This is a genomic window from Phaeobacter sp. 11ANDIMAR09 (assembly GCF_001294455.1).
Lineage (GTDB): Bacteria > Pseudomonadota > Alphaproteobacteria > Rhodobacterales > Rhodobacteraceae > Pseudophaeobacter.
The window spans coordinates 42,105-60,759 of record NZ_LIKT01000009.1 but is presented as its reverse complement, the minus strand read 5'-3'; the positions used below and the strand labels follow the sequence as shown (position 1 = coordinate 60,759).

Sequence of the window (18,655 nt, the reverse complement as noted above, 5' to 3'; positions counted from 1 at the left end):
GTGGCCGTCTCCTTACAGGTTGACCCAGCGGTCAGTGTTATCAAATGCGAAATCGTACCCGCCCAGGGCGGCTGCCCCGCCGGTGTGCAGGAACACTACGGTTTCGTCCTTGAATGCGCCCTTGCGTGCGAGATCGATCAGGCCTGCTGCACCCTTAGCCGAATAGCAGGGGTCCAGCAGAATCCCTTCCAGTTCGGCAAACATCCGGATGGCCTCGATGCCGCTTTGTGTGGGCAGGCCATACCCTTCGCCGACATAGTCGGTGTTGGCCATGACATCTTCGCGCTTGACCACACCCGGGCAACCGAGCTTCTCGGCGGTCTTGCAAGCCAGGTCATACACCATCTGTTCCTGTTTCGGTTGCGGCGCGCGCGTGCCGATGCCCAGTACCGGAACGGCGGAGTTCATCGCGCAAAGCCCGGTCACCAGCCCGGCCTGAGTGCCTGACGACCCGGTCGCATGTACAACCCGGTCAATCTTGAGTCCGGTTTCATTGGCCTGGGCAAGTAGTTCAAAGGCGCAGTTCACATAGCCAAGCGCGCCGGTCGGGTTCGATCCGCCACCGGGAATGACGTAAACCCTGTGCCCTTTGGCGCGCATCTTTTCTGCGGCCCGTTCCATCTCGGCGGGCATGTCGTGGCCCCCCGGGAATTTTTCAGTGGTCGCACCGTGCAGATGATCGAGCAGGACATTGCCGTTGGTGTTGTAGTTGGCATCGTCATAGCTAGTACGGTCTTCGAGCAGGATATGGCACTTGAAGCCCAGCTTAGCGGCAAAGGCTGCGGTCTGGCGTCCGTGGTTGGTCTGGGTCGCGCCCTGTGTCATCACCATATCGGCGCCCTGTTCCAGCGCCTCTGCCATCAGGAATTCGAGCTTTCGGGTCTTGTTCCCGCCGGTCGACATGCCTGTGCAATCGTCGCGTTTGATCCACAGATCAACGCCGAGCGCCTCCGACAACCGCTTCATCGGTTCGAGTGGTGTTTGCAGATGGGCGAGATGGACGCGTGGGAAGCGAGATAGGTGCATTCTGAATTCCTTGAGTGTGTGTTGTAGGCTTTTCTTTTGACGCGGTGGCGGACAGCTGGGCACGCCGCCGTGTTGGGCTCACGCCAAACTCGAGTGCGTACCTTCGTGAAAAGTTCGACGTGGTGCCCAGCCCGCAGGCGAGGGCTACTTCGCAAAGAGGTAGGGCTGTATGCTCGATTAGATTACGTGCGCGGTGCAATCGTAGGGATCGATAAAACGCCGCCGGGCTTTGGCCAACGATGCTTTGAAACTTGCGTTCCAACTGGCGGACTGACAAGTTAACCAACTCGGCGAGTTCAGGGGTTTTGAGCGGCGTATCCATGTTCTGTTCCATTGCCGCAACCACTGGTTCCAACCCGGGAAGACGAAGTGCTCCGACGTCGTTGACACTGCACGGTTGGCTGGTGTCGCCTCCCCGGATGCCGTGCAGGAGCAAGACCTGACCGACGGCCTGGGCCAGTTTCAGCGATTTAGGCGCCACGATCCGGTTTAGAACCACGTCGGCGGTGGATGCCATACCAGCGGCGGTGGTGATGCGGCTGGCCTGGGAAAAAAGAGGGAGCGCGCCATCGAGCCCATGACCCGCATCGCGGGCACGCTGTTGGATTTCCCAGTGTGTCGTAACCAGTGCGTCGTCAGGGTAGAGTTGCTTCCATTCCGACGCGGCATCGGACAGCAAAAGAACGTCTCGGCCCATGCGCTCGAACCATCGCAATCGAGCGCGCAATTGAGAAAACCCGGAACATGCCCCCTTGCCACCTAAAACGATCAGGTGGTCTGGCAGAACAGCCTCGTCAACCGAGAAACCTTCGGTTCGCGCCAACAAACCGCCAAGACCTTCAACAAAGTCTTCGCCGTTCATTGAACAGACCTGACAGGTGAACGTTAGACCACGACCCACGCGGGTGGCGATGCGCAAGATATCCTGTGCAAGCGCCAGTTCCGCGGGCACGAAGCCGTCGGCGACCAGAATGGTAACACGAACCTCCTGCGTCATGGTTTAACTCCGCATCAGTTCGTAGCTGGGATCGTATGGAGACGGCATTATGACGGTGGCCGGTACCCGCTCCCCGCACAGGTCCAGCTCCATGGTATTGCCTTCTTTTGCCAGACTAGGCTCAACGAAGGCGTAGGCAAGGTTCATGCCGACGCGATAGCCCCAGTCGCCCGAGGTGATTGTGCCAACCACCGCGTCTCCCTGCATCAGCGAGGCGCCACCATGGGCAGGGGCGTGGGTCGCATCGATCCTGAGGCAGACCAGCTTGCTGCGCGGACCTTCTGCATGCCGTTTGCGCAGCGCCTCCTTGCCGGTGAAGTCGGCCTCCTTGTCCAACTTCACAAACCGGTCCAACGCGGTCTCATAAGGGTCGAACTCGGTCAGCAGGTCCGCTTTCCAGTGCAAGTACCCTTTTTCCATCCGCATCGAGTCCACGGCGCGGGCGCCAAACAGCTGCATGCCGTAGGCCTCGCCCGCGGAGCGGAGTGCCAGGTAGACCGCGTAAAGCGAAGCATTTGGTACGTGGATTTCGTAAGCCAACTCGCCCGAAAAGCTGACACCCAGCACGGTTGCGGGTGAAAAGCCAATGAAGCATTCGCGCACGGACAGCCAGGGGAAGGCCTGTTTCGACCAGTCTCCACGCGCACAAGCGCTGAGCACTTTGCGGGCCTTGGGGCCGGCCAGAACCAGGATGGTCTGGTCATTGGTCAGCGATTTGATCTGCACATCTTCGTGGTCGTGCACATGCTGGGTCAGCCAGTCCATGTCGTGGAACTCGGCAGCCGCTGCTGAACCGAACCACACCCGCGCCGGACCACGGTCGCTTTTGGGCAAGTTGGCGACCGTTGCTTCGCCTTTGACCATACCGTGGTCGTTCAGCATGTAACCGAGGCCAACCCGGCCGTCGCGTTTGGTCACCTTGCCGCAGAACATCCGGTCGAGGAAGCTATGGCGATCCGCACCGGTGATTTCAAACCGGTTGAAGCCGTTGACCTCACACAGGCCGACGTTTTCCTGAACATTTTTGACTTCGGCCCCGACGATGTCAAAGGCTTCGTCAAAGGTGAACGACAGCGACGGGTGGAAATCGGGGCTGGGCTTGATGTAGTCCATCCGTTCCCAGCCGTTGACCACGGTGAATTCGGCGCCTTCAGCGGCAAGGACAGGGGTCAGCGGCGTGGTTTTCGCGGGGCGGCCTGCGGGGCGATGTTCATGGGGGAAGTGAAAGCGGAATTCGTTCTGATAGTCTTCGATGGCCTTCAGCGCGGTCAGTTCCACGTTGGTGTGCCCGGTAAATCGGCGCGGGTCGATGCACCAGGTGTCATACTGGGCTTCGCCATGCACGATCTGTTGCGCCAGAAGCCAGCCGTGGCCGCCGCCTTCGCCAAGACCAGCGCGCAAGCCGATGATGCAGAACGCGTTGCGCTTGCCCGGGATCGGGCCCACCAGCGGCGCACCGTCGATGGTATAGGTGATCGGGCCGTTGACGATGGAGCGGATGCCGGTTTCTTCCAGCGCGGGCATGCGTTCAAAGGCACCGGCCAGCACATCCATCACGCGGTCCAGATCATCCGGGCACAGCGCATTCACAAAGTTCGGGTCGATCCCGTCCATGCCCCAGGTCTTGCAGTCCTGTTCATAAAACCCGACCAGAAGGCCGCCTTTTTCCTGACGGCTGTAGTAGTCGCTGATGGGGCAGCGCAGCAACGGCATCCGGTGACCAGCTTCGGCAATGGCGGGGATGTCCTCGGTCAGGAAATACTGGTGCTCCATTGACGCCACCGGGTGATGCACACCCATCATCGCGCCCACTTCGTTCACGCGGTAACCGCAGGCGTTGACCACGATGTCACAGTCGATATCGCCATGTTCGGTGTGCACGGTCCAGGTGTCGTCCTTGTGCTGGGTCAGCGCAGTGACAGGCGTGTTGCGGTAGACTTCGGCCCCGGCCTTGCGCGCATGATACGCCAGCGCCTGGCACAGCTGCGCCGGATCGATATCGCCATCCAGCGGATCCCAAAGGCCACCCAACAGGTTGGTGGTGGAAATCAGCGGGTGGCGGCGGGCACATTCCTCGGCGTCGATCACTTCCAGATCCACGCCCATGCCGCGCGCCATCGAAGAGAAATGCCGATAGCCCTGCATCTGCTCTTCGGTATTGGCCAGGCGGATGCCGCCATCGGCGTGGTGATAGTTGATCGGATATTCGGGGTTCTCCGACAACTCTTTGTAAAGGTTTATGGAATGGGTTTTGAGCCCAACCATGGTCTGGTTGCCACCAAAGTTCGTGACCTGCGCGGCTGAGTGCCAGGTGGTGCCGCTGGTCAGCTCGTTGCGTTCAACGAGGACCACGTCGCTCCAGCCTTCCAGGGTGAGGTGATAGAGTGTCGAACAGCCAGCGATGCCGCCGCCAATGACCACTACTTTGGTTCGCGATTTCATTGCGATCTCCTAATGCGTTGCCTGCAAACTGCTCGCAGGGTCAGCGGTGGCGCAATGAGAAGTCTTTAGATTGGAAAAAATCGAATTTAGTTTGCCAGTTGTTTCGAACCTGACGAATTGACAAGGCTACAAAGGCATCGCAGAGCAGTTTTGGGCGCAGCAAAGCCGGTATCTGTTCGGGGCGTTAACTGTCGGTTCCGGCTTTTTCCAGCAAACGATAGTCATTGGAAAGCCAGGGGTGGTCATTCAGGATCGGTTCGATGAAATGACGCGACAGCAGGTGCCGTAAGGTGCCTCCGATCAGATCAGCCGTCGCCTGAGGATAGTAGTCCGCGCGAAACAACGACAATTCTCGTGCAAAGCTCTTGTTCTGGAACGCATGGAGCGTGATGCGGTTTTGATACCGTTTGGCGCGGTTGTAGCTGGCCGGCGTGGTGATCGCCCAGCCGGTGCCTTCTGCTACCATGCCAAGCAGGGAATGGTTGCTCTCAAGCTCAAAGCGGTTGTCCAGGGAGATCTGCGTGCGCCGTAGATGCAATTCGATCAGGTTGCCGATTATCAGGTTCTTGGAATAGCGCAGGAAGGGCAGCTTTGACCGTCCAGCCAGATAGGCTTCGGGCGGTTCCGTGGCATTGGCCGGCAAGGCAATCACGAAAGGATCGCGCAACAAGGGGAGTTCGACCAGCCCCGCATCCCCACTGATCGGGCGCGTCGCCATGCCGATGTCGAGCTTCTTTTCGTGCAACAGGCGGATGATGTCATGACTGGGACGGGTGAGGTGTTTAAACGTACATTTTGGCATGGCCTGAGACAGGAACTGGGCCAGTTCCGGTGCGACTTCGCTATCGAAATCATCGACAATGCCCAGGCGCAGCTCTCGGACCTGGGCAAGGTTGCCTGCAGTAAGCTCGGTTTCACCGCGACGGATCGCCTGCAACCCAATTCCGACGTGATGGGCAAAAACTTCACCTGCAGGGGTCAACACCATCGGACGGCGGGAATGGTCTACAAGGTCGACCCCAAGGCTATCTTCAATACTTCGCAAATGGTGTGATATGGTGCTGATCGAGAGACCGGTTTCCTCGGAGACCTTGCGGGCCGAGCCCGATTTGGCGATCAGTTGAAAGATCTCGAGCCCACGAAGGCTCAGGTTACTGCGCTGCATGACGAGCCTTTTGCATGATACCTATGCGAATTCTGTACTATATTCGAAAATTTCGAAACTAAAGTCCATCTTTTTGCGAAAATCGAGTTTTATTGGACAAATGGGCGCAAAACATTGCGAGATATTGGCAGCCGGAAATCTTCGCGGCTTATCCAAGTCGCATAGAAGCGACCCAGAAAAAGAACAGGGAGACTACAATGATGACGAAGCCCCTCAGAAATACCGTTGCAGCTTTTGTAGCCGGCGTGGCCGGACTTGCCGCTGCACCGGCCAGCGCAGAGAGCATCACCGTGGCCTATTTCCTCGAATGGCCGATGCCGTTCGAATATGCCAAGCAGATGGGCACCTATGAAGAAGTCCTTGGCATGGACATCAACTGGGTCAGCTTTGAAAGCGGTGTGAAAATGTCGGCTGCCATGGCCTCGGGTGACGTTCACCTTTCGGTCAGCCAGGGCCTGCCGCCTTTCGTGGTTGCCGCCAGCGCCGGGCAAGATCTGGAGATCCTTGACGTCGCCGTGAGCTATGCCGACAACGATAACTGCGTCGTGCGTGCGGAACTGGAGATCGACAAGACCAATGCGGGCGAACTGGCCGGCAGGAAAGTCGCTGTGCCGCTGGGCACCGCCGCGCACTATGGCTTCCTCAAGCAGATGAGCCACTTTGGCGTTGATGTCGCCTCGATGGATGTGGTCGACATGGATCCCCCGGATGCGGCCGCTGCGATTGCACAGGGCTCGATCGACATGTTCTGCGGCTGGGGCGGATCGCTGCGCCGCGCTCTGGAGCATGGCAACGTGCTGCTGACCGGTGCTGAAAAGACCGAGATCGGCATCCTGGTGTTTGATGTCACCTCAGGCCCGGCTGACTGGGTTGCCGAGAACGGCGAGGTGGTTTCCCAGTTCCTCAAGGTGACGGCAGATGCCAACGCGATGTGGGCCGACCCGGCCAACCACGCAAAAATGCTGCCGCTGATTGCCAAGGACGCGGGCATGGATGAAGCCGCCACCGCGGAAACCATTGCGACCTTCACGTTCCCGACTGTTGACGATCAGCTTTCGGAAAAGTGGTTGGGTGGGAATGCTCAGACCTTCATGAAGGGCGTTGCAGACGTGTTTGTCGAAGCCAAGAGCATCAACGCGGCCCTCGATTCTTATGAGAGCAACGTCAACACCGATCCGCTTGCAGCCGCCGGCGGCAATTAAGGATACCAACTGGGGCAGCGGCGCAGACCGCTGCCTTTCAGAGTGGCTCCGTCTGGGGCCGCCCGTCCTCCCACACATTTCTCAAAAGGGACGTGCTGCCTATGTCAGGACTATCTATTGAAAGCATCTCTATGCGCTTTGACCTGCCCAATGGCAGTTCTGTGCAGGCGCTAAAGGATGTCTCGCTGCATCTCAAGCCAGGCGAGCTTCTGAGCGTGCTCGGCCCTTCGGGCTGTGGCAAGACCACCTTGCTGAACATCGCTGCCGGATTTCTGGCGCCGACAGGAGGTCAAATCACCATGAACGGGCACGTGGTCAAGGGCCCTGACGCCGAGCGCGGCATGGTGTTCCAGCAGGGCGCGTTGTTCGAATGGATGAACGTGCGAGAAAATGTCAGCTTCGGCCCAAGGATGAAGGGGCAAACCGAAGCGGAATGGGGAAATCAGGTGGATCACCTGCTTGATGTGACCGGTCTTGGCGATTTCAAGGACAAAGCAATCTTTGAACTTTCGGGCGGCATGCAGCAGCGTGTGGCGCTTGCCCGCTGCCTGGCCAATGACCCTGACGTGATCCTCATGGATGAACCGCTGGGCGCGCTAGATGCGCTGACCCGCGAAAAGATGCAGGGCCTCGTGCTGAAGCTCTGGAAAGAGACGGGCAAGACCATCATTCTGATCACTCACTCGGTGGAAGAGGCCCTGCTTTTGGGCGAGCGCCTTCTCGTCATGGCCCCGCGTCCAGGACGCATTCACAAGGAATACAGGCTTCCCTTTGCCGAAATGGGCGTGGGGGGTGACCTGCGCGAAGTCAAGAAAGCAGAAGGCTATGCCACGACGCGCGAAGAAATCCTGGAAATGATCTGGGACATGGAAGAAGAAATCATGGGTCGTTCGGAGGAAATGCAATGATTGGATTGATGATCCTGCTGGTATACGTCGCGATCTTCGTGATCTCCTTCCTTATTGTGCGGTTCGTCGTGCAGCGCACGAATACTGATTTCACCTCGCTCAAAACCGTGACCTTTGGCGATGAAAGCGCGGTGATTTCGAACCGGTTTGCTTCGGTGGTCTCGGTTCTGACGATTTTCCTGCTTTGGGGGTCGTTCACAGGGTCGGCCTGGGTGCCGGGGTTCCTGCACGCGCCGGGCCCGTTTGTTGGCGAGACATCCTTTACCTATACGGTGGCCACCCAAGACGGCGAACGCGATGATGCCACCGTGCATGTGCGCGTCGTGGATTTCGGCGAGAAACCGGAGAAGTTTGACGTGCCGCTTGGCGACGGGTTGGCCAAGGACGATGCGCTGGCCATGTCCGCCTCTCGTTCGGCCACTGTGCTGTTTGACAAGAATGACGAGGTCACGCGCAAAGAAGGGACCAGGGTTGTCGCCATTGATGGAGTCCCGATTGCACCGGGCGGCTCGATCCGCACGGATGCCGGGCGCTTTGCCCTGACCAGCAAGGGCGCCATCAGCTTCTCTCCGCCCAAGGGCTTGCAGATGGAACCGATCTGGCTGCCGCCGCCCGAAGCCGTTGTGGGTCGTGTGATTGAAATCGCCAATGAAGGCTACCGTGACAGCACGCTGTGGAAACATCTGGGCTATTCGCTGTTTCGCGTAATTGCCGGCTTCTTCTTCGGGGCGCTGATCGGGATCCCGTTGGGCTATGCGATGGGTTTGAGCGACTGGTTCCGTGGCTGGTTCGAACCGATCGTGGAATTCATGCGCCCGGTGCCGCCGCTGGCGCTGATCCCGCTGGTAATTATTTGGTTTGGTATCGGCGAGGTGGGCAAGATCATCCTGTTGTTCCTGGCCTCGCTCTGGATCATGGCGATTTCAGCGCGGGCAGGTGTGTCCGGGGTCAATATCTCCAAGGTGCATGCGGCCTATTCCTTGGGTGCAAGCAAGCTGCAGATCATGCGCCATGTCATCATGCCCAACTCGCTGCCCGAGATCTTTACCGGCGCGCGTGTCGCCATGGGGGTTTGTTGGGGCACGGTGGTTGCAGCCGAACTGGTTGCGGCGTCAGAGGGCGCCGGGATGATGATCATGGTCGCATCCAAGTTCCAACTGACCGACATCGTGCTCATGGGGATCATACTTATCGGAGTGATCGGCTTTGGCATCGATGTGTTGATGCGCCGGGCCGAGAATTGGCTGGTTCCCTGGAAAGGGCGCAGCTGAGCCGGACACCACGCTGAAAATGAAACACGCCGGGTTTGCGAACCCGGTGCGCAGCCTTTTCTAACGCCATGGCCTTACTGCAATTGAAGCTCTGCGGGACAGGGTTGGTTTGTTCGCGATGTTTGATTTCATGGCTTCAAAATCGCGGCGCCCTGAGCGAATGGTCGAAACCTCCACAATACTGGATTGCCGTGATCTGCGCCGTCGCAGAATTTTTCTCAATGCGAGCCAACGCAGAGAGAAAGTCGAATTCAGAGGTCAGGCTCGAAGCAGACATTGGTCAAAGGGCAATTTTAAGAGACGTGCATCGCTTTTAGTTTGTCGATTGGCAGACAGGAACGAGCGGTGCGCTCATGGAGACTCCACCCAGTAGATAGGCCGGGCAGCGCCCGACCCTCCCCACGGGAGGGCGCTTTGCACCCACCCAGGGTCAGGCGCTGCCCTAGGGTTTTGTTGGATCGTTCGCGGGCTGGATTAGTACTCGTCTTCGCGGGGGCCGTTTTGCCATTCTTTGGCCAGGTTGCCAAAACGGGTGAATTCGGCGGTGAAGGACAGCTCCACCGTGCCGATGGGGCCGTGACGCTGTTTGCCGACGATGACTTCGGCCTTGGCGTGCAGCCGCTCCATCGCGGTTTTCCACTCTTCCATCTTGTCCAGCTCGTGATCGCCGGGCTTTTCGCGTTCCTTGTAGTATTCCTCGCGGAACACGAACATCACCACGTCGGCATCCTGTTCGATCGAGCCGGATTCGCGCAGATCCGAGAGCTGCGGGCGTTTGTCGTCGCGGTTTTCCACCTGACGCGACAGCTGTGACAGGGCGATCACCGGGATCTGCAGTTCCTTGGCGATGGCCTTCATGCCCATGGAGATCTCAGCGATCTCGTTCACCCGGTTTTCCGCCATGCCGCGGCAGAGCTGCAGGTAGTCAATCACCAAAACATCCAACCCATGGGTCCGCTTTAGACGACGCGCACGGGCAGCCAGCTGCGAGATCGGCAGGGCAGGGGTGTCATCGATGAACAGCGGGCAGCTTTCCAGATCCTTGGCGGCCTGAACAAAGCGGCGGAACTCGCTTTCGGTCATGTCACCCTGACGGATCTTGTGGGAGGAAATCTCCGAGGCCTCGGCCAGAACCCGGCCCGCCAACTGTTCGGCGGACATCTCGAGTGAGAAAAAGCCAACAACGCCGCCGTCAATCGCGCCCTCGGTGCCATCGGGTTTGGTGCCTTTTTTATAGGCCTTGGCGACGTTAAAGGCGATGTTGGTCGCCAGGGAGGTTTTGCCCATCGAAGGACGTCCCGCCAGGATCAGCAAATCCGAAGGGTGCAAGCCGCCGAGCTGTTTGTCGAGATCGGCCAGACCAGTGGAGACGCCGGCCATGCCCCCCCCACGCTGATAGGCCTCGTTGGTGACATTGACTGCCTCAGTCACGGCTTTGAGGAAGGACTTAAAGCCGCTTTCGGTCTGGCCCTGTTCGGCCAGCTGATAGAGCGATTGTTCGGCTTCGACGATCTGCTCCTTGGGCTCCGAGGTGACATCAACGCGTCGGGCCTTGTCGGCGATGCTTTGGCCGAGCGCAATGAGTTCGCGCCGGATCGCCAGATCATAGATCATCTGCGCATAGTCGCGCACCGCAAAGGCGGAGATTGACGCGCCGGCCAGCTTTGCCAGATAGGCCGGGCCGCCGAGTTCTTTCAGCCCCTCGTCATCCTCCATGAAGGCCTTAAGCGTTACCGGGGATGCCAGAGCGTTTTTGGAGATCCGCGCCGCAGCGATTTCATAGATGCGGGTATGGACCGGATCGTAGAAATGGGTGGCATTGATGATCGAGGCGATGCGGTCATAAACATCATTGTTGGTCAGGATCGCGCCCAGAAGCTGCTGCTCGGCCTCAACCGAATGGGGCAGCTCGACAGCCTCTTCTGCGGCTTTGGCAACGACCATGCCCTGGTTCTGACCCTGACCTGTGGTCGAGGCAAGCGCCTGGCTGGCCGGGATATCTCCCATCATCTGCATGGGATCCTGCGCCATCTCATCGGGCATCTCGCTGGAGATGTGATCGGGCATTTCATCCGGCAGGGGGGCGCTGGGGGGGATATCGTTCATTGCTGCTCTCTTTGGTTTAAGCGCAAGTTGTACTGTGATTTGTCCAGGTTTGGTATCGGGAAATCTCTGTGGATAAGGCTGGGATAGATCTGCGGGATCTTGCCTGCCTCAGGCCAAACCCATGTCTGCAAAAGAAAAGGCCGCTCTCGTGCGGAGCGGCCCATTGGCGGATCGGCGGATTTTTGCGGATTAGGTCTTTTTGTTCGCCTCTTGCCAGGCGCGCGGATCCTTGAGGAAGCTCTCAACTTCGGTCAGGGTTTCCGCGTCAAAGGCCTTCTGGGCCTTCGCCTCGGCCAAAACATCCCACCAGGTGCAGAGATAGTGCAGCTCAACCCCGTGGTCGCCCAGACGTTTGGTGGTTTCGGGGAAGATGTCATAGTAGAAAATCACCGCGGTATGGCCACAGCTGGCGCCGGCCTCGCGGATGGCATCGACAAAGGACAGCTTGGAGCCGCCATCGGTGGTCATGTCCTCCACCAGCAATACACGCTGATCTTCCGTCATCACGCCTTCAATACGGGCGTTTCGGCCATAACCTTTGGGCTTTTTGCGCACATATGTCATGGGCAACGCCATGCGTTCGGCCACCAGGGCGCCAAAGGGGATCCCTGCGGTCTCACCGCCGGCGATATTGTCAAAGGCTTCAAAACCGGCATTGCGCATCACGGTGACGGTGAGGAAATCCATCAAGGTGGTGCGGATGCGTGGGAAGGAGATCAGTTTGCGGCAGTCAACATAGCTGGGTGAGGGCAGGCCGGAGGCCAGGGTGTAGGGCTCGCGCGCATTGAAATTTACAGCGCCGATTTCCAGCAGCATCCTGGCGGAGAGGCGGGCGATTTCTTCGCGGGTGGGGTAGGAGGTCGGGATCATGGTCTATCCTTCGAAAGCCTGGGTGCCAGAGGCGAGGGCGGATGCCTCCGGCGGGAATATTTGGGGAAAGATGATATCGGGTGCGGGGCCGGTCAGGCCACCGACCAGTAGATCGGGTAGCCGGGGTCAAAGAGGGTGACGGGGCCGTCATCAGAAGCGATCTTGGTCGGGAACTGGGTTGCGGCCTCGGATTTGACCAGCGTGATTTGGCCCGGGTTTTCTGGCAGCTGGTAGAAGGCGGGGCCGTTCTGGCTGGCAAATTTTTCCAGGTTCTCCAGCTTGCCGTCTTCTTCAAAGACATGGGCCAGCAGCGGTATGGTGTTGGTGGCGGTGAAACAGCCGGCACAGCCGCAGCCGCTTTCTTTGGCGGCGTCCACATGTGGCGCTGAGTCAGTGCCAAGGAAATAGCGCGCATCCCCGGATGTTGCGGCCGTGCGCAGCGCCAGTCGATGCTCTTCGCGTTTTGCCACGGGCAGGCAATAGTAATGGGGCTTGATGCCCCCCACCAGGATATGGTTGCGATTGATGATCAGGTGATGGGTGGTGATGGTGGCCCCTAGATCCTGTTCCTGACTGGCGACATAATCAGCCGCGTTTTTGGTGGTGATATGTTCCATCACCACCCGCAACCCGGGAGTGGCGCGGCGGATTGGGTCGAGGACCCGGTCGATAAAGACCGCTTCGCGATCAAAGATATCAATGTCGTGATCGGTGACTTCGCCATGGGTGCAGAGCGGCAGACCGATTTCGGCCATTTTTTCCAGAACCGGTCGGACTTTGTCAAAATTGCTGACGCCGCTGCTGGAATTGGTGGTGGCGCCCGCTGGGTAGAGCTTGACAGCCTTGACCAGACCCGAGGCATGGGCGGCTGCGACGTCTTCGGGGTCCGTATCCTCTGTCAGATAGAGCGTCATCAGAGGCTCAAAGGCCATCCCCTCTGGCAGGGCGGCCAGAATGCGATCGCGGTAGGCGGCGGCCTGGGCGCCGGTTACCACAGGGGGGACCAGATTCGGCATGATGATGGCACGGCCAAAATCGCGGGCCGTTTCGGGCAAGACGGCCTTGAGCATTGCGCCATCGCGCAGGTGCAGATGCCAGTCATCGGGGCGGGTCAGGGTGAGGGTCTGGGTCATGGCGCCGCGTTAGCACAGCTGCGCAAAAAGGGAAAGCAGCGGGAGCCTGCGGCACAGCATCGCCAGCGCAGATTTGCGCTTCTGCAGGGCTGCGCCGGGGGTCTGAAGGGATGTGTGATTAGGCTCTGTGGTGTTTTGTCAAAGGCTGGAGGGGAGTTCGAAATCGCCCTCGGCGGCGCGTTTTTCCAGGTTCTGCAGGCGGCGACGGAACCGGGGGGCGCTGAGCCGCGACACCACATTGCGGCACAAGAGCACCTGCATAAACGGGCGATCAAACTGATCCAACCGTCCCATCAGCGAGCGCAGATAGGAGGAATTGTCGCGCCGCGCCCGGAACAGCCGGGCAAATTCGGCTTCATTAAAATCGCCACTGGCGGCCTGTTCCAGGATAGAGCTCAGGATGTCCATTTCAATCATGCGGGTCTGCACCGCGGCCCCAAGGTTGGGCACCCGCAGCCGCGCGACATTTTTACGGGCGAACAGAGCGGCATGCATCGCGTCCAGCCGTTCATAGGGGTCGTAAAAGACAAAGGCCCGTTTGGCGGCATCCAGCATGTCGGGCGCATATCCATAGCGGTCGGTAAAAGAGACCCGACGCATCTCGACAAAGCGTTCGTCCCATTCGGTCATCCGCGGATCTAGCGTCGCCTGAGGTTGAATCGCGACCACAGTCGCGCCAGGTGCCGCAACCGAAAAAGCCGCAGCCGCATAGCCACAGGGGCCCGCACCATAGAAGATCACATTGTCGAATTCGTCAAAGAAGCCATCATCAATCAATTGGTCAAAAAAGCCAAAGACGCGGTCGTTGCGGAACCAGGTGTCGCCACTGGAGAGCAGGCCCAGATGCGACCAGCCCTGGCTTTTGACCATGTCAAAGCCCAGTGGCTGCGCCAGTTTGGAAAGATTGTGGATTCCCTGCACCGTTTCAAATGTGACCAATAGCGTGTTGCCCTGATCCAAAAAGGTGGCGCAGTGTTTAGGGCCCAATGGCTGGAACATGCCAAGTTCTTCAGTGAGGGCGGCAAGACGTTTCTCCCATTGGGCGGGTTTCAGACCAGACAGGTCCTCATCCAGGATCTCGAGATTCTCTTGCATTGCCTAAACATCCCTTACTCTGACCGGATACAGCGGCCGATAGGGCTAAGATTTAGGCAAGGAATGCGGCTAAAATTGGAAAATCTCTGGTCGCTTTGCTGGCCCTTCTGCGCCGGCACATGGAATGCGCCGGGTGGAAAGCGGATCGCGCAGGGCTTTATTTGCTGTCCTGAAATGGGCTGAGAGAGTTACCCTTGACGGTCCTGAGGGGCCTGGTCTGTGTGCGGGTCTTTGGCCGTGGCCTTGTCTGCGGCTTTGTCTGCGGCGCGGCCCAGATTGGCAAAGGTGGTCAGCGTTTGGGCTGTCACAGCATTGATCAGGCGCGAGGGCGGGGTCATCAGCAGGCGGGCAAAGAGGGCGCGATAGGGCTCTTTCTGCATCAATTCGCGGAATCTCTGCTGGCGCCAGGCCACGGATTTGGCGCGCAGCTTGGCCAGCCCCTCGTCCTCCAGCAGCTGGCTTTCCAGCTCCTGACGGGCGATTTTGTAGCGATCAATCGAGGTGTCACTGGCAGTGTTGAAGTTGCGCTCGACCCAATAGTCGGTACCTAACATATGGTCGGAATGTACCGCGCGACCGCGATCGGCCTTAAGGATGTAGCTTTCCATGGCGCCCAAGGGATAGTGGTTGAGCTGGGCCAGGTCGTAATTCTTGCGGCCATAGTTGGAAAACAAACGTCGCGTCTTAAAGGCCTCTCCCAGCTCGCGGCCAGTGCAGTCGAACCAGCGAAAACTCTCAACCTTTTCAGGGTCTTTTGCGTCGCGCGGGCGATGCACGCCGGTTTTGCGATAGGTGCCATTGTTGCGGTAGAGCGTCTTGAACATCGAAGCACGCCAGGGCCAATGGATCACCTCTGGGGCGCAGCGGCGAAACAGTTCAGTGATCGGGCCATCTTCAAAGCGCAGCGTGTCGGCATTGCCAAACAAGCGCCAGGTCAGGGTTACGGCATCGGCCTCGGGCAGGGCGGCCAGCAGGTCTGTCAATGTCCCATCGCCCGTCTTGATATTGACGAATTCATCTACATCCAAGGCCAAGATCCAATCGGCCTGTTTGACCAAGGGGTGCTTGTCGGCCTGTTTCATCGCGGTGAACTGGATGCCGCCCTTGCCATAGGGGCCGTCATTGCGAATATGGGTCAGCTGGCCCAGCTCATCCAGGCGATCAAGGATGGCATCCGTGCCATCTTGACAATCGTTGGAAAAGACCAGGAAATCAGTGAAGCCAACAGCGCGATGATGGGCTAGCCATTCCAAAAGGAAGGCACCTTCGTTGCGAACCGTGAGGATTGCCAGAAACCGCATTAATCACCAGCCAGAGCAGAACACAGGGAGCTTGCCACGGGACAGGCTGGAAAAGAAGACCAAAGCTGCGCCGCAGGGACAGAGACCGCCCTTGGGCCGCCAGCTATGTTGATCTGCATGGAGGCTTGCCTGCTGGCACGGGTCATTGCTCAGCTTTCCAGGTCTAGCGCCAGTGCATAGGCGACGCGTTCAGTTGCGGTGAGTTTCAGGGTCAGCGCCTGTTGGTACAGATCTTCGAATTCGTCCATTTTATGCAGCTCATCAGCTTTGGCACGGTGCCAGTCCAGACCTTTTTCATGCCAACCGCGTAGGGCGTCATCTTGCATCAACCGGTCGTATTCGACCTGCAGGCGCGGCAGGTTGCGCTGCACTGTGACATCGCGGTGGTCGTTCCAATCCATGCGGATCCAGTAGTTGATCCCGATCGAGCGATCCACATGCAGCGCCCGGCCACGCTGGCGCTTGATCAGATAGCTCTCGGCAGAGCGCAGGGCATAGTGATTGAGCTGGATGAGGTCATAGCCGATGGATTTGCGCGAGTTGCGCCAACCGTTGTCAGCCGCTTCCGAGGTCATATCGCGGCCCGAGCCATTGACCCATTTCACCCGATCACGGTGGCTTTCTTCCAATTTATTGGGGCGATGGCAGCTGATCTTTTGATAGGCGCCGATGTTTTTGAACATGGTCTTGAACCCCCAGACCGTATGCGGCTTGGGGCAGTGCTTGGGTGCGCAGGAGTCAAACTGCTGGGTGACAAAATCATCCTTGAGCCGGGTGACACCATTGGAGCCAAACAGCCGCCAGGTCATGGCGATATTGCTGGCCTCCGGCACCCGGTCAAACAGGTCCTGTAGCGTGCCATTGCCGCAGCGCACGTTCATGAATTCATCCACGTCGATATGGATGATCCACTCCGCATTCATGATCACCGGCTCTTTCAAGGATTGATTGAGCGCATGTTGCTGGGGTGAATTGCCCTTCCAATCGTCATTGTTTCGGTGCTGCAGAACGCCCATCTCTTGCAACCGGTCAAGGATCTCGCTGGTGCCATCCTCGCAGCCATTGGTGTAGATCAGGAAGTTGTCCACCCCCATGGCGCGGTGATAGGCGACCCATTCCACAATGTAGGGGGCTTCATTCTTCATGCAGCCCACGATGACATTTCCGCTGCTGCCCTTTGGCAACTGGCGTAGCGGAGCAATGTCATAGGGGGGCAGGGGCAGGTCTTCGCCCTTTGGGCTCAGGTTGTTATGCGGCTTAAAGGGAGAGCTTTGGAGCATTTCAAAGTTCTCTAGCGCCCGCGGTGTCATCACCGACAGGGCTGCTTTTGTTGGCTGTGCCGTGGCGGGAGCTTTGGCCTTGCTGATGTCTTGCAGGTCGCTGCCTTTGGTCTGCATCTCTTCCTTGGTGGCGCGGTTGATCCGACGCATAAAGGTCAAGAGATACTGCGAGGCGCGAAAGCCACGCTCGGGATCGGCTTCTTTCCAGGTTTGGTCTACCCGCGACGTCTCTGTCTCGCTGCCAAATCCGGCGGCCTGCAGCGCGGGGTGCTGCTGGGCCAGCTCCTGATTGGCGGCGGCAAAGAACCGTGACACTGGGGCCAATGTGGCAGGGGCAATTGCGTCTCCTGCAATGGTGATTTCATTCAGAAAGCTGCGCCACAGCTGACGCGGCAGGATCTTGCCACGCTGGGCCAAGAGCTGCAGCAGCAGGTGGTTGAGCTGACGGCCGCGGGCAAGCCAGGCTGCCGAGGGCTGCTGCGGTTTTTTCCCCATTGGGCTGCGGCCAATCTGACTGGCAATGCCAAAGGCTGCGCAGATTTCGCCCGGCGCGTCTGCCCCATAGATAAGCTCTTCGTCAAAGGGGCGGTAACTGAAGCTTCCCTGTCCAAAGACGTTCTCCCAATGGGCCTGCAGAGCGGTGTAATCGAGCCAGAAGGGGGCGCCTTGGGTTTCCTCAAACTGACCCGCCTGCGGATCGATGGGAGGCATGCTACGCAGTGCATCCGACCACCAATCTGCACTGCTGCAAAGGTCGAGCTCTTGTGACAGAGGGCGGTCGCGCCCCTCCAGGACCTGGGCGCCATAGTGGCGTGCCAGCGCAGTGGCTGGGGCGTCAATATGGGCGATCACGCGGATGTCGTCGGACAGTGGTGAAAGCAGGGCTTTCAGCCGCTCCAATTCGCTTTGGCGATGGAGTTTTGTTCCCAGCTGTGCAGCAGACAGGACCAGGATCTCGGGCCGCGCCTGCGCCACCTCGCGCTGCAACTCCTGCTCCAAAGTCTGATACAGACGGTTTTGTTTCTCCGCTGTGATAAAGCCGCGGTTGTAGCGCAGGGGATCGACGTGGTCTGGGTCAGTCACTGCCATATACAGCCGGGTATGGTTCTTGCCGCCGGGGGCACGGGGAAACAGCACGCCTTTGACGCGCAATTGGTCGCGTTTGTCCGCCATGATCTGCTGAAGACGCTCGGCGCCGGTATGTTCAAGACCGATATGAAGATAGATCCGCATTAGGTGTTCTGCGCCTTCCGATTGACATTGGCCTTGCCCCACCAGGGCAGATCACGCCCCAGATGAGCACTGACCTTTGCTTGCGCCTCTGGCGCGGCGACATCGACCTCCAGATAGCGGGGATCATCGCGAAACCAGTGTTTCAGCGCCTCGTAATGGCCATCGATCCACATCATCTGCTGATCCGCCGTCTTGCCATAGCCGATGGGCAACCCCGGAACCGTGCTGCCGGGCAGGCGGGTGCTGCCCAGATTGTTCCAGGCCATGATCGATTTGGAATGGCTTTCGGCATCGCGTCTCGTGGCGATGAAGCGCAGATCGGGATAGAGATCCTGCAGGACCTTGATCATGGCAAAATCGAACTGCGGCCAGACCGAAAACTTGCCATGAATAAAGCTGATCTCAGAGACCGCGTCATAGTCCTTCATGTAGGCCATTGGGTCGCCCGCCTCATAGAGCCCCTTATAGAGCATCGAGCCGACAAAGACCCGGCGCTTGCCGGGGCGGTCTTCTTCGCGATCTTTCAGACGGTGATCCGCTACGGTATAGCCCGCTTGCGTCAGCGCTTTGTTCAGTGTGGTGGTGCCTGATTTTGGCAGGCCGAGGTTGATGACTTTTAGTTCCAT

Annotated in this window: 14 protein-coding genes; 3 read left to right on the top strand and 11 right to left on the bottom strand. The window is 58.7% G+C overall.

Annotated features, from left to right (window positions below):
• Window positions 1-12: 12 nt before the first annotated feature.
• The 4 genes from AN476_RS09775 to AN476_RS09765 all read right to left on the bottom strand — a co-directional run bounded on the left by AN476_RS09775 (window position 13) and on the right by AN476_RS09765 (window position 5,630).
• Window positions 13-1,026, bottom strand: a complete 1,014-nt coding sequence (locus AN476_RS09775) for a D-cysteine desulfhydrase (protein ID WP_054461219.1) — start codon at window positions 1,024-1,026, stop codon at window positions 13-15.
• Window positions 935-2,023 (bottom strand): GlxA family transcriptional regulator, encoded by a 1,089-nt coding sequence (locus AN476_RS22415; protein ID WP_083464309.1) that lies wholly within the window; start codon window positions 2,021-2,023, stop codon window positions 935-937. The genes AN476_RS09775 and AN476_RS22415 overlap by 92 nt, the downstream gene beginning before the upstream one ends.
• Before the next feature lie 3 nt (window positions 2,024-2,026).
• On the bottom strand, window positions 2,027-4,465 hold the full coding sequence (locus AN476_RS09770; protein ID WP_054461218.1) for an FAD-dependent oxidoreductase: 2,439 nt from the start codon (window positions 4,463-4,465) through the stop codon (window positions 2,027-2,029).
• Between the two features lie 184 nt (window positions 4,466-4,649).
• Complete coding sequence (locus AN476_RS09765) at window positions 4,650-5,630, bottom strand: LysR family transcriptional regulator (protein WP_054461216.1); 981 nt, start codon at window positions 5,628-5,630, stop codon at window positions 4,650-4,652.
• A gap of 197 nt (window positions 5,631-5,827) precedes the next feature.
• On the opposite strand from AN476_RS09765, the gene AN476_RS09760 reads away from it, so the two are divergent.
• The 3 genes from AN476_RS09760 to AN476_RS09750 all read left to right on the top strand — a co-directional run bounded on the left by AN476_RS09760 (window position 5,828) and on the right by AN476_RS09750 (window position 9,011).
• On the top strand, window positions 5,828-6,832 hold the full coding sequence (locus AN476_RS09760; RefSeq protein ID WP_054461214.1) for an ABC transporter substrate-binding protein: 1,005 nt from the start codon (window positions 5,828-5,830) through the stop codon (window positions 6,830-6,832).
• Window positions 6,833-6,933: 101 nt separating this feature from the next.
• Window positions 6,934-7,740: an ABC transporter ATP-binding protein gene (locus AN476_RS09755; RefSeq protein ID WP_054461212.1), complete on the top strand. Its 807-nt coding sequence runs from the start codon at window positions 6,934-6,936 to the stop codon at window positions 7,738-7,740.
• Between the two features lie 5 nt (window positions 7,741-7,745).
• Window positions 7,746-9,011: an ABC transporter permease gene (locus tag AN476_RS09750; RefSeq protein WP_054461451.1), complete on the top strand. Its 1,266-nt coding sequence runs from the start codon at window positions 7,746-7,748 to the stop codon at window positions 9,009-9,011.
• A gap of 474 nt (window positions 9,012-9,485) precedes the next feature.
• On the opposite strand, the gene AN476_RS09745 is transcribed toward AN476_RS09750, so the two are convergent.
• The 7 genes from AN476_RS09745 to AN476_RS09715 form a co-directional block, all read right to left on the bottom strand.
• Window positions 9,486-10,955, bottom strand: coding sequence for a replicative DNA helicase (locus AN476_RS09745; protein ID WP_054461449.1), 1,470 nt, complete (start codon window positions 10,953-10,955; stop codon window positions 9,486-9,488).
• A 351-nt stretch (window positions 10,956-11,306) separates the two neighbouring features.
• Window positions 11,307-11,987 (bottom strand): orotate phosphoribosyltransferase, encoded by a 681-nt coding sequence (locus AN476_RS09740; protein WP_054461210.1) that lies wholly within the window; start codon window positions 11,985-11,987, stop codon window positions 11,307-11,309.
• Window positions 11,988-12,079: 92 nt separating this feature from the next.
• Window positions 12,080-13,120, bottom strand: a complete 1,041-nt coding sequence (pyrC, locus tag AN476_RS09735) for a dihydroorotase (protein ID WP_054461209.1) — start codon at window positions 13,118-13,120, stop codon at window positions 12,080-12,082.
• Between the two features lie 138 nt (window positions 13,121-13,258).
• Window positions 13,259-14,215, bottom strand: a complete 957-nt coding sequence (locus tag AN476_RS09730) for a hypothetical protein (protein ID WP_054461207.1) — start codon at window positions 14,213-14,215, stop codon at window positions 13,259-13,261.
• 188 nt (window positions 14,216-14,403) lie between these two features.
• The gene (locus AN476_RS09725) at window positions 14,404-15,516 is read right to left on the bottom strand and encodes a glycosyltransferase family 2 protein (protein WP_054461205.1); all 1,113 of its coding nucleotides are present in this window, start codon (window positions 15,514-15,516) and stop codon (window positions 14,404-14,406) included.
• Between the two features lie 149 nt (window positions 15,517-15,665).
• Window positions 15,666-18,029 carry a glycosyltransferase family 2 protein gene (locus AN476_RS09720; protein ID WP_054461200.1) on the bottom strand — a complete coding sequence of 788 codons (2,364 nt, stop codon included), beginning with the start codon at window positions 18,027-18,029 and terminating at the stop codon, window positions 15,666-15,668.
• Window positions 18,029-18,655 carry a sulfotransferase gene (locus AN476_RS09715; protein WP_054461199.1) on the bottom strand — a complete coding sequence of 209 codons (627 nt, stop codon included), beginning with the start codon at window positions 18,653-18,655 and terminating at the stop codon, window positions 18,029-18,031. Before AN476_RS09715 ends, AN476_RS09720 begins: the two co-directional genes overlap by 1 nt.